At 41.4% G+C, this 12037-nt stretch carries 9 protein-coding genes and 3 pseudogenes; 9 read left to right on the top strand and 3 right to left on the bottom strand.

Going from position 1 to position 12037, the window contains the following annotated elements:
• Positions 1-726: 726 nt before the first annotated feature.
• The 3 genes from ACE1CD_RS20100 to ACE1CD_RS20090 all read left to right on the top strand — a co-directional run bounded on the left by ACE1CD_RS20100 (position 727) and on the right by ACE1CD_RS20090 (position 3583).
• Positions 727-1773 (top strand): RNA polymerase sigma factor, encoded by a 1047-nt coding sequence (locus ACE1CD_RS20100; RefSeq protein WP_374789909.1) that lies wholly within the window; start codon positions 727-729, stop codon positions 1771-1773.
• 150 nt (positions 1774-1923) lie between these two features.
• Positions 1924-2463, top strand: a complete 540-nt coding sequence (locus tag ACE1CD_RS20095; RefSeq protein ID WP_374789907.1) for a hypothetical protein — start codon at positions 1924-1926, stop codon at positions 2461-2463.
• A gap of 775 nt (positions 2464-3238) precedes the next feature.
• Positions 3239-3583: a transposase family protein gene (locus ACE1CD_RS20090; RefSeq protein WP_374826084.1), complete on the top strand. Its 345-nt coding sequence runs from the start codon at positions 3239-3241 to the stop codon at positions 3581-3583.
• Positions 3584-3791: 208 nt separating this feature from the next.
• Here ACE1CD_RS20090 and ACE1CD_RS20085 read toward each other — a convergent pair.
• A pseudogene (locus ACE1CD_RS20085) lies at positions 3792-4097 on the bottom strand (transposase); the annotation flags it as partial.
• A 27-nt stretch (positions 4098-4124) separates the two neighbouring features.
• Complete coding sequence (locus ACE1CD_RS20080) at positions 4125-4502, bottom strand: transposase (RefSeq protein WP_374789904.1); 378 nt, start codon at positions 4500-4502, stop codon at positions 4125-4127.
• Between the two features lie 200 nt (positions 4503-4702).
• Between ACE1CD_RS20080 and ACE1CD_RS20075 the strand changes: the two genes are divergently transcribed.
• The 6 genes and pseudogenes from ACE1CD_RS20075 to ACE1CD_RS20050 all read left to right on the top strand — a co-directional run bounded on the left by ACE1CD_RS20075 (position 4703) and on the right by ACE1CD_RS20050 (position 11128).
• Complete coding sequence (locus ACE1CD_RS20075; RefSeq protein WP_374826083.1) at positions 4703-5116, top strand: transposase; 414 nt, start codon at positions 4703-4705, stop codon at positions 5114-5116.
• A gap of 126 nt (positions 5117-5242) precedes the next feature.
• On the top strand, positions 5243-5767 hold the full coding sequence (locus ACE1CD_RS20070) for a transposase (RefSeq protein WP_374789900.1): 525 nt from the start codon (positions 5243-5245) through the stop codon (positions 5765-5767).
• Between the two features lie 491 nt (positions 5768-6258).
• Positions 6259-7704, top strand: a pseudogene (locus ACE1CD_RS20065) (IS1380 family transposase); the annotation flags it as partial.
• 222 nt (positions 7705-7926) lie between these two features.
• Complete coding sequence (locus tag ACE1CD_RS20060) at positions 7927-8253, top strand: DUF6753 family protein (protein ID WP_374789898.1); 327 nt, start codon at positions 7927-7929, stop codon at positions 8251-8253.
• Between the two features lie 113 nt (positions 8254-8366).
• Positions 8367-9908, top strand: a complete 1542-nt coding sequence (locus tag ACE1CD_RS20055; protein WP_374789897.1) for a hypothetical protein — start codon at positions 8367-8369, stop codon at positions 9906-9908.
• Between the two features lie 107 nt (positions 9909-10015).
• A complete protein-coding gene (locus ACE1CD_RS20050) occupies positions 10016-11128 on the top strand; it encodes a hypothetical protein (RefSeq protein WP_374789895.1) in 1113 nt (370 codons plus the stop codon).
• 387 nt (positions 11129-11515) lie between these two features.
• Here ACE1CD_RS20050 and ACE1CD_RS20045 read toward each other — a convergent pair.
• Positions 11516-11896, bottom strand: a pseudogene (locus ACE1CD_RS20045) (IS701 family transposase); the annotation flags it as partial.
• Positions 11897-12037: the final 141 nt, after the last annotated feature.

Below are 12037 nucleotides of genomic sequence, written 5' to 3'. Positions count from 1 at the left end.
TGAAATGACAGGTGGTAAATCCAATCAGGGGAACAAATACCATTGGGATAGGGACTGAAGATAGCCAAACTGTTTGGAGAAATACAGATGACCACAATTATAAGGAAAAATCTAAAGAATATAATAACTCAAGTTGTTAGTTATCCGAAGCGATCGCACTACGCGGGCACAGAAGGTAAAACCGGGTCTTCCGTACAAAGGTGTGCCAAACGATTAGTTTTTTAGTGTCATAACCATTGTATAGCCGGGATTTCAAGGCCATTTATCCTAAGAAAGTAAGTTGTGATAGGCAAACCTTGTGTAAATGATCTCAAAACCTTACGTAGCAAAGCCTGGGCGCTCAATTTAAGTTAAGTTAGCACACCTTTGTACGGAAGAGCCCTTTTTGTCAACCTCTTTTACTGGACTGGCGCTCTAGCTCCCATTTTCTCTAACTCTCTCACAAATGAGCGAACCGTAAGTTTCTGGACGTAAGTACAGTAAACCTTATTGCAAAGGGCTACAAATCTTTGTGATTACCCAAATTCCTATACATAACTTTACTGAAATACACTAAGGTTAATATTAAGTTTATTAACTTGCATTGACACGCATTGATCTAAAGAGATAGATTTTTCCTAGCCTAAAAAGACTGATAATTGCTTGCTCAGACAAAAACTATAGTTAGAAGTCAGAGAAAGCATGGTTTAGTCAATATGTATAAATTCCTAAATCAAATTTACTAGGATGGTTCTTCAAGCATCTACCATTTCCAATCAATTCGAGTACCCAGGATATAGCAAAACTGACAAAACAATATATCTGGACTCATTTTTTTGGCAGCAATGGCAACAATATCAAGATTATCTTTATCGTTGCTGCGTCAGGTGGATGGGCGGAAACGCTACCGATGCTGAAGATGCGCTTAGTCGGGCAATGCTTAGGGCCTGGGAAAAGGCGCAAAAGTTTGCGAGAGAAATTACTAACTTTAAGGCTTGGTTGACGACGCTGACTCGCAATCTGTGCGTGGATATTCATCGAGAACGCAGCCGGGGGGCGAATCGAGTTGAGGATATAGAAGGTTACGCAAGGAGTGAAGAGGAAGGATTTGTTTCCTGTGAGAATACGCCAGAAAGTGTACTCGAAGCTGACGAAAAAAGAATTGCAATTCGTCGCGCTATTGATAACTTACCGACAAGGCTGCGCGAGACGTTTATTCTGCACTTTTATCAAGAACTGTCTTATCCAGAGATTGCCCAACGGCAAGAGATTTCCTACCAGAATGTCTGCAAGCGTATTTCCCAGGCGCGGAAGATTTTGCAAGAGGAGTTGAGGGGATATTTTATCGGGGAGGAGGGGACGGATAGGGATAAATCAGTTCCACTGACTGCAACTGAGTCAGAAATAGGGGAAATGTCCGAGGGGAATGAGGGAGTTGAAGCGATCGCAGACGAGACGGTGACTCTATCCGAAGCGGTGGAGGAAGTGGAGAGTTGTGTGGGAGAGGAAGTGATCGAGGTAGCGCGTGATGTGCAGCAGTCTAAGTCGGCGATAGTTGCGGCGACTTCTGAGGAGAAGTTAGAGATAAAGAGTGATGGTTGTCGATGGGTTGAGATGGTGCTGGGTGAAAGGCTATTTACACCGATTTTGGCGTTGGCTCAATTTGATGAAGAAACTGGACGTTGGGGGAATTTCTGTCTGGTGGTGCAGGGGAAAATTGCGGGAGAATTTGTGCTCGTGCGATCGTCGTCCCGCTCTCCTCCTTTGTGCTGTTTTCCCTACTTTCAAATCTAAATGAGAGTAAAAGGGAAAGAAACATTAGAGGCAAAATTCAGAAAATAAAGGCTGAAGTCGTCCTTCAGGTATATGACCAACTAATGCCAATTATTGGACAGTTTGGGACGCTATTAATTACACAATGTCATGGCGAATGGAGCGGAAAAGATGAAAAGGATACTAATCGGGATATTAATGATGGCAGTTATTTGTCTAATCAATCCAATGTCTGCAATTGCAGATCAGGTGGTAGGTGTCGATGCAGACGGTTTTACCTGGAGTGTTACTGATGAGTTTGCACAAAAGCATTTTGAGAGTGGCACTCTGAATAACTTTAATGCAAAAAAACATTTGCTGGCAAGAAACAATGTTACCACTGTTACCTCTAAAAACAGCTGGCCTACCGCAATGGATGGGACGGTGAACACTATCATCAAAAAGAATGATTTAGAAACAGCCATTAGGAATTTAGGAAACTACCGCGGAACGGTTGACGACGACAACCGAGGCCGATTTACCGTAACAATAAGTGGAATTAGTGCAGCAGCAAGGAGAACAAATAATTATACCGATTGGAGTATCAGGTGTGCCACAGTAAGTGATATTACTATTGATGGACGAGTTGATGGACGAGTAGGGCAGAACAAGTTTTTGGTAGACCATTTACAAGAAGCAGCTGTAGCAAGTACAGCACCGGAATGTAGTTAAATCTCGCCTCTGTTTATTGCTGAATCGGCTTCTGTAAAATGTTGAAATGTAGCAGTTAGGCAAAAACGTAGTTGGAATGATAGAAGAAGTTGTCTGTTTCTATTAATGCAGACAAAGACAATGCCTGTCTATTTTTATTGAAACAGGTAAAACATTTTACCTCAACTGCTATCCTTTCAGATCCCTATTCGGCTGTTATTAACCGCTTTGTACCCAAATCTACCAATAAACTTTTATCACCAGCCTGACCAATCGGCGACATATTCCAAGAGCGATCGCTTTTCTGATTTGTGGGAGGCGATCGCTTTTTAGTTGAGATGGAGATGAAGGGGTGCGATCACAGTTTGTAGGGTTTGAGGATGAAGAGGCGATCGCTTCTCTTTTTGTGGGAGGTGATCGCTTTTTTTTGAGATGGAGATGAGGGGGTGCGATTGCTTTTCTGATTTGTGGAAGGCGATCGCTTTTTAAGCCTACGGAATGCTTCTTGTACTTGAAGTCGGTTTTAGAGAGTGCATCAAACTAGGACAAACAGTTTATACCTCAAAATATCTCAGAAATTGTTATTTGGAGCCGTCTTATATACAGGATAATTTTGGCTCTTCCGTACTTAGTGTGATTAATTTTGCTTATGAGAGCCAAAAATTTGAAAATCTGAAACCACTCAAAAGCTTACTAAATAAGGGAGTAAGGCAAAAAGGCTGACTTTGGACAGCGATGGATAAGCAGAAAGTTACAATATATTAGGAAGTTTGCCTTGAAGTGACTAACGACTATGATGAAATCGCCCTTAGATACGCTGCTAAACATAGCAGGGACTACCGTAGAAACCTTTCAACAAATTGAGGGATATATTTGCCTACATCTAAAAATTTTAAATCGGGGAATGTCGTGTCCTCATTGTCAAGGATATACAGAAAAATTACACCAAACTACCTACATATTAGCCAGAGACCTACCCAGTTTTGGTCAACCAGTTTATTTAAAAGTCCCACGCCGTCGGTTCTATTGCCGACCCTGCCAAAAGTATAGCACGGAAAGATTAGATTTTATTGACTGGCAGCAAGTACATACCCAACGCTACGAACAGAACATTTACCAAAGAGTTTTAACTAGCAGGTAACCGTTTAGGGGGTGCGTCTGCGACGCACCACCCCAAGAAAAGTTTGAGCATCAATATGTTTGATCTCTCGGCGTGAACCAACAATAATGAACGCACGAACTCTCTTGACTAATGAGCCAAATCCTCAGCAGAAGTTATAGCTAGTAATCAACTAACTAGGGCTTGCTGAATAAGTCTGCGATCGCTCTCGTCAGAATGACAGAAGGAATCAAGCCCTCAGATAGATAAGTTGAGATGGGCTAATAATCGCCCAAAGATAATTTTTGCTAATTTGTGAACCCCAAAAAGGAGTAGTTTGGAAAAATTGAGACAAAAAAGCACAAAAAACCCGCCGGAGCCAGGTAGAAAGATTCATCACTAAAAAAGTAATCGCAATCGCAGTCTCAGAAGTATGGGAAAGTTTAGCCATCACGCGAGCCAGAGAAAATCTACGTTTAGCTTGCCCAAACTTTCCCTCAATAGAATTGCGAATTTCCTCATCTTCTTTCGTCTGCTTTTTTGGGTTCTTCCGTACTTAGTATGCTAAATTTCTAGGAAAATGTCAAAAAAGTAAAGCTCGCATTTCAAAGTTATTGAAGTTTCTAAAGCCAAACCCACTACGTTTTAAAAGTTTTAGCTTGTTATTAATTCCCTCAACTATTCCGTTAGTAGTTCTTTGTTCAAAATATCCTACTACTGAGGAAAACCACCTTTCGATCGTCGGTACGCTGTTTCTATAGTATGGTTCTGCTCTTTTTAACCAATCAATTAACTCTAATGTTCCTTCTCCCAAACTATCACTATTTTCAAAAAGCATAGAAAACTCTTCTTTTAAGGAGTGCATAATTCCTACTAGCGGTGAAGCAGTTTTTACATCTAGCAATTTCTTTTTTTGTTTTGAGGATAAGTTCGGCTCGGCTTTTAGTAAGTAGTCGGACAAAAGTAATCGACACTGTATGAACTTTTGTTAAGGCGCTGGCAGGAGTGCGTTCGCGCAGCTGACGAACGGCATATCGCTATCCCCAGATAGTACAAATGTATGGTAAGACTTGACAGTGACTAGGAATTTTGGGCGAATTTTGAACCGATTGGCTCGATAATAGATCAAAGTCCCATAAGCGAGGTAATCACGAGCAATTAATGCCATCACCACCCTTAAGAGTATTTTTAACGAAAGCCCAAGACCAAAAACTCTTGGAATTAAGTAAATCTGCAATAGTTTCTCAAAAAGCCAAAAATCGAGCTAATATGATTAGGCTCTCAGCCATAGGCTGGAGAGTCGAAAAAATTGCCCAATATTTAAGGGTTTCAAAATTAGTGGTCAGAAATTCTCTGCACCGCTGGCTAGACAAAGGATTTATGGGGTTAGAAGATACTCCTAAGACAGGGAGGAAAAGAAAATGGCAGCCGTCAGATTTAGCGGTTGTGGAAGTGAAATTAGAAACAGAACAACGAGCTTATAGTAGCCGTCAGTTATGTGAAGTTTTAGCGAATTCCAGAAAAATTCAATTGAGCGAACGGCATCTGAGAAGAATTTTGAAAAAAAAACTATAGATGGAAAAGAACCAGAGAGTCTCTCAAATTTAAACAAAACCGCACTCAACTAGAAGTTAAGAAAAACGATCTAGAAATGCTGGAATTAGCGGCAGCAGCCGGAGAAATTTGTTTGAAATATTTGGATTGGATGAATCTGGTTTTAGTTTATGGCCAGAACCTGTATATACATGGGCGAAAATCGGCCAGCAGAAAAGGATTGAGCAGACTAAAAAGAAGGGGAAACGATTAAATATATGTGGCTTGTTAGAAGTAGGCCAAAGTTTTGAATATGGGCTATCTTTACAAAGTTTTAGAAGCGAGAGTTATATAAAATTGATAGATTGGCAAGCATCGCTTGCCGAACAGAGGTTAAAGGAAACAGGTAAAATAACTGTTGTCGTTCAAGATCGAGGTTCTCCACATATTAGTAAATTAACTAAAACTAACTATGAACGATGGGCAGACCAGGGATTATATATATTTTTATTACCTAGTTATTCACCAGAATTGAATTACATTGAAACCGAATGGCACAGGATTAAGGAAGATGAATTAGCTGGTCAAATGTTTGAAGATGAATATGAGTTATCTATGGCAGTAATATCAGCCATAGAATCTCGACAAACCAGAAATGGGTTAGCAGTCAAAAGATATCATTTTACTAAATAAATAATTTAGCAGGGCAGTTGGTTCTGTGATTATTTTTAACACCAGTTCTCGGTTATTCACTGGTGATAATTTCTTGTCTTGAGGAGGCGAGTAATCTTCGCAAAAATCCCAAAAATTAACATCTTATCGAGTAAAAGCAAGTTCAAAAACTCACCAAGCATTCCAGCTAAGCCGTCAGCTATATAGTTTTTTTGTACTAAGCTGATGCACGATATGCCGTTCGTCAGCTGCGCGAACACACTCCAGCAAATGCCTTAACAAAAGTTCATACAGTGTCGATTACTTTTGTCCGACTACTTATCAATTCAAAATTATCAGGAATTAGAGGTGGAAAAAATGAAGAATCAACCGCAAAATTCTAATGATAATTAAATTATTTAATCATCAACTAACAGGTAAACAAATCTGCTATACTTGAGAAGTAACAAATCTAATGTCAATCAGCTTATGACTCCCAATTCTCGAAAAAAGCCAGTAAACATAAGCAATTCAACTTAGGAAAAGTTAAAGGTAAAGAAATCATCGCTAATTTTTCAGGAGGGAGAATCACTTCAAACGCTGGAATTGTCTTAATAGCTGAATTAGATAAAAAATTAAAAATTAGTCAGCGATTCGCTGATTGTTTTCAAGATTATAGAAATTCGTCTTATATAGATTATTCAGTTGAGCAATTAGTCACCCAAAGAATTTATAGCCTCGTATTAGGTTATGAAGATGTCAATGACCACGACAAATTACGTGATGATCCAGCTTTAGCAATCGCCTTACAAAAACTTGATAAATTAGAATCAAATCAAAGAAGCTTGGCCGGAAAAAGTACAATTAACCGATTAGAATATTGTCCCGAAACTATTCTCAATCAAGAAAATAGTCGTTATCATCGGATTGAACATGACCCCAAAAAGATAGAAAAACTTTTTGTTGATATCTTTTTACAGTCTTATCAAAAGCCTCCTTCTGAAATTATTTTGGATATGGATGTCACAGACGATCGAGTACATGGCAACCAAGAAGGAGCTTTTTTTAATACTTACTACCAAGGCGTTTGTTATGCTCCATTATATATTTTTTGTGGGCATCATTTATTAGTAGCCAAGCTCCGTCCATCTAATGTAGATCCAGCAGAAGGAGCATTAGAAGAATTGCAAAGAGTGATTGGATTAATTAAACAAGAATGGCCAAATACTCAAATTTTAGTACGTGGCGATAGTGCTTATGCACGGTCAGAAATCTTTAATTTCTGCGAAGAACAAGAAGGCGTTGAATATGTGATAGCTATGGCAACTAATAGCCAATTAAAGTTAAGAGCTAACCAGACAATTGAGAAAGCTAAAAATGAATATTCAAAAAAGCTTGAACCAATTGTTGAATTAATGTCAAGTTTATTTGAGAAAAATGAAGACTTAGAAGTAGTCAGAACGTTAGTTCCTAGTTCAACTTGGTATCGTTCTTTATGTTATCAAACAGAAAAATCATGGAGTCGCCTTAGAAGAGTTGTTACTAAAGTTTGTTATGGGAGTGAAGGCTTAAAAATTCGTCATGTTGTTACTTTTTTACCCGCTGCAAAAATTTCCCCATCAGAGCTTTATACAGACAAATATTGTCCGAGAGGAGAGATGGAAAATCGGCTGAAAGAACAACAGTTAGATTTGTTCGCCGACCGCACTTCAACCCAAACATTCCAAAGTAATCAATTAAGACTTTGGTTTTCATCAATAGCTTATGTTTTAATGCAAGCTTTTCGTCATCATTGTTTATCTAAAACTTCTTTTGAACGAGCAACAATCGGTACAATTCGTCTGAACTTCTTGAAGTTGGGAGCGAGGATTACTGTGAGCGTCAGACGAATTTTAATAGCGATTACCAGCGCTTGCCCATCTCAAGATATTTTATCTATTGCTTACTTTAGAATACAAGTAATTCAGGATACTGGCTGATTTTTTGACGGTAACTTGCTCAACTTCAGATCTGCGTCAATGACTGACCATATATGCAGTCTATTTTCTGATGAGAAGTTTTTTTAATTAAGGTGATTTTCTCGGCAATTTAGTAACGGTTTGGTGATTTTAGATGAAAATTTTCTCTGGCGACTGTTCTCATATCTCTTGTTTTTCAAAAAGTTCAATTTTTTTCCAAAAATTAGCTTTTCAAATCAGTTTGTGAGAAATGCGGGGAGTGCTATTGACGACATTGGGTATCGGTGCTTTAATGGGATGGGTTTGCTTTGGTCGCAAGGAGGGTTTGCGCCTCTTAAGGCGGTTCATCTGACTCAGGAGCAGGCGAAGGCTTTGCAGTGGGCGACTAGCGCTGAAGGGAAGTTTGCTCGGAATTTGATGAGGTGGAATTCGGATAGTCTGACTAATTTAGAGTGTAAAAAGGATGTCTTGCGTCTGGGTGTGACTTTGGAAGTTGCAGGGCGTGCAGCTACGTCCGGATTTTGCACTATTTGGGTGGAACCTGTGGAAAAGCGTAGGTTTAGGAATTAAATGTTTGCGGCTTTATGCGCTGTAATGGCGTGTTAGACCACAACCGCGGCACAATTAATAGTTAGCTGGCTGTAGGAGATGGAACAAAACTATGAACAATTTGGAGGATTAAAATGGGACTACTGGGCGATATCGTATATGGAACCGAAGACTCTGACCTCAAGGATGAGCTCAACGCTGGAAACCAGCTCATGCTGGACTTCAATAGTCTTCACAATGCGCTGGTTAACAACTATCGAACACACGGTGAATCGTCGAAGACATTTAACTCTTATCTCATGGCGCTAATCGCGTGCCAATATCACTATACATACGCGAAGGAGTCACTCGAGGATATCGCGAAGATTCCCATGCCGAACACCGCCGACGCAACGGTGGATAAGATTCACGAAGTTGCTCTTGATTACGTGACCGGAGAGATCGTTCTGAAGACACTCAATTCCCTGGGTGGGAAAGTCTCCAACCTTGCGGATGAAGCGGGATCGTTCCGCGCCAGCATCTCGGAAGGATGGAGCGCTTTCAAGTCGTCCTTCAGCGAGGTGTTCAGTAATATACAAGCAGGCGGCGATTTGGCTAGAACAGCTACCAGCGAAGCCCTGACGGAGGTCGGCTCTGAAGCTACCGAGATCGCCGCCGAGGCAGGAGAGGTCGCTGCCGAAGCCAGCGAGGTAGCAGAGGCGATGGATGAAGTCGAAGGGGCCTCGGGAGAACTGTCGGAAGTGGCAGATACCGCTAGCGAGGTGGCAGAGACTGCCGAAGCCGCCGAAGCCGCCGAAGCCGCCGAAGCGGGAGGAATGTCCCTCAGCGGGCTACTTGGACCTGCAGCGCTCGTGATGGTTGCCATCACAGAAGTGATCTCGTTAATTAGTGAGGGGAAAGAAATCGATCAACTGAAGACCAACAATGGCAAGATGGCGCAGGCATTGGATGGGTCGAAGAAAGGGCTCCTCAACTTGCTGAATGTTTACGCTGCCTTGCTCAGATCCTCGAAGTCCGACATCATCGCGTACAAGAAGATGATCGCCAAGCTGAACGCGCTAGAGCATCCACATGGTGGTGGTATCCAGGACACGTTCGACGTTGCGAAAATCAACGATCTGCTCGCAGCAATCAACATCGCAAAAAGCAGCGTCGAGGACATCAACTTTACCTTTGATTTCACGGACGCAAACACAGCCAAGGATCATGCCAACTCCATGCAGGCTGCGTCCACTGCCATCAAGGGGATAGAGCAGTCTCTAAAGGATCTCTATGCTCCAGCGACAAAGGATGTCGAAGATGCCACAAATGTGGCTCGTCCTCACGCAACTCACGATGATCAAATGACATCGATTATCAGCTCGATGCGAAGTCATGTTCATGCAGGAAAAACGGTAGATGATGCGTTCAAACAAGAGATCGCTGATGTGCAGTCAATTGATCGAAAGACCATCGATATTTACGACAAGTTTCGACTGTACTTGAACGCGAACATTATGGCCTTAATCCCTTACCATGAGAAGATCAAGGAGGACATGAAGGACGGTCAGACGGCCAAAGATCTTCCCGATCCGGAAGGGCACATTGACACTAGCCCTAAGTCGTCGGATCAGCTCAACCAGTACAACCCCGATCCAGGAGACTTTACGATTCCGCTGCCACCAAAGAAAAAGTAGTGAGCTAGAACCCGACAAGCCATGCTTAGATGCTTCGGTGTGGCTTGTCCTTTCAAAATTTGCAAGGACAAATAACCACTATTTATAAGCAAGGATGTGAAGTAAAGATGGTTTTTGGGTTCCCCACTGACGGTATTGAATTCCCCGGTGAAGGTATCGTCATTGAACAGCAAGCTAAGGAGATTTCCGAGCAAGTAAAGAGCCAACTTCTTCCCGAAATTCAAGATATGGGAAGTAAGCTATCCAATTGGGTTCAGCCAATCAATGCATTCGCGCAACTTGTCTCTGCCATTCTGCATAAATCATCGGATTATTTACACGGTGTGTATTTTTCATATGGTCAGATTGATGACGAGCTTACTGGTGAAGAGAAAATTACGGACATTACAGATATTCTCAATAGAATAAAGACGATGCCATCGGGTGATGACGTGTTTCGGGTAATCCATAATTTGGGCACAGAAACCCCTGTTTTCAAAGATCTTGAAGAGTATGGTGGTTCGCTTGGAGAAGGACTGGGGTTTCTTGGGCAGACCCTGCTAGATTTTGTGGGCTCGATTCTGAAGATCATTACTGAAATCCTTGAATTTGTTATTGATCTTTTGACTCCCGCGATTGCGCTGGAGCATCGGGCACAGGCACAGATTGCTTACGGTCAGGCGATGCAGAAGATTGGTATGCTCCACGCGCTCGATGGTCAAATGGCGCAGGTTCGGAACGCCATGTTCATCCAGATGGTCAATATCTCAAAGGCTTACTCTACCCTTATTCCTGTCAAGAATACAATCACGGATGCCGACAGAAACTTAATTTCCTCGCCGGACGGCTTGAATTCCCTCAGCAAGAAGGTGAGCGCTCTGACTTCTGAAATTGAGAGATGCAACGGCAATGCCTTCATGATGGTTCGGTTCCTTATGGCAGCCATCCAAACCAAGAAGATCACTAAGGACGGTCCGACCGAGGCTCAACTCGACAACCTGAGCTATCAGCTCTTTTCATTAAGTGAGATCAGCAAAATGTTCCAATCAAAGGAAAAGCTGCGGGATTTCGTCAAAAAGTTCTTTGAGTCCAAGCTGTTCGACGACTTTAGTGATGTGTTCTCATCGAACTTACCGTATCTGAGTTCAACGCCGAGCCAGAAGCAGGAATTCTCAGATATCAACAACCATAAGTACGATCCGGATCCGAGCTTGAGCACTGACGACATACCGCTGCCCTAGTTTACTGACAACAGTATAGTAACTCAAGTTGCTAGTTACTCGAAAAGAGCCTGAAAGCGCGGGCTAAACAAATACAAGCGTAGCGGCCAAGATTATTGGCCCGCGCTTTCAGGCTCAATCCTACCAAAAAGGCGATCGAGGAGCTAAACTTACTAGAATGGAAATGAGCGGCTACTGAGAAAAATATTATACAAATATTTTTTTGAAAGTTAAAGCTAAAATAAAAGTGTTAATTTTCAGTAAAAAACCAGAGAAAGTAACGACGTGTATGGATTTGGGGAACAGCCGAGTAATCTCACTAAAAACGGTTTCAATTCTATGCCTAATAGTTTGTTTATACCCCTCTTCTGTCACTTTCCGAATTAAGCAAGTAGTAAATAAATTAAATTATCTAGAAGAATAAAAGGGTTTAAATCCATTCATTGCATCAATGAGGTGATTGAATCCCAGTAATAAATCAGAATTGGGAAAAATCTCTATCCAAGGATAAATCAACCAAAATAGTAAGAGAGGTTGGACAATTAAGCGAAAATTGTTTAGAACATTCTTCCATCCGCGTTCACGATTCCATTGTTGATGGTTAGAGAAATTAACCTCATTATTTTTTGGTAGCTCAGCTTTAATTTGATGAGATTTATTCAAGCATAAAAAAGCTGGGGAATTTAAGCTAATCATTGTGTATACACAAAAAATAATTTCCCACCATCTCTCAATATGCTGAAAATTAGTCAACCGATAATCTGTCCAACCCAATTCCTGCTTACACTGGTGTCGAGGATCACGGAATATGACCTCGATCTCAGGATAAGTAACCGTCAAAAAAACGAGACGTAAGTAAGGCAGAGAGAGGATATTAGCCATGTAGTATGGTACAGAAGCAGCATCTCACGATATTTGACCGCTGTAGGG

Source organism: Aerosakkonema sp. BLCC-F183, assembly GCF_041929145.1.
GTDB lineage: Bacteria > Cyanobacteriota > Cyanobacteriia > Cyanobacteriales > Aerosakkonemataceae > Aerosakkonema.
The sequence above is the reverse complement of the archived record's forward strand: the minus strand, read 5'-3'. Positions and strand labels throughout refer to the sequence as shown.

Excerpts from the sequence above, each read along its gene's own strand:
- ACE1CD_RS20075 (WP_374826083.1), top strand. The coding sequence starts at position 4,703 with ATGCCATCACCACCCTTAAGAGTATTTTTAACGAAAGCCCAAGACCAA.
- ACE1CD_RS20100 (WP_374789909.1), top strand. The coding sequence starts at position 727 with ATGGTTCTTCAAGCATCTACCATTTCCAATCAATTCGAGTACCCAGGA.
- ACE1CD_RS20055 (WP_374789897.1), top strand. The coding sequence starts at position 8,367 with ATGGGACTACTGGGCGATATCGTATATGGAACCGAAGACTCTGACCTC.
- ACE1CD_RS20095 (WP_374789907.1), top strand. The coding sequence starts at position 1,924 with ATGAAAAGGATACTAATCGGGATATTAATGATGGCAGTTATTTGTCTA.
- ACE1CD_RS20050 (WP_374789895.1), top strand. The coding sequence starts at position 10,016 with ATGGTTTTTGGGTTCCCCACTGACGGTATTGAATTCCCCGGTGAAGGT.
- ACE1CD_RS20090 (WP_374826084.1), top strand. The coding sequence starts at position 3,239 with ATGAAATCGCCCTTAGATACGCTGCTAAACATAGCAGGGACTACCGTA.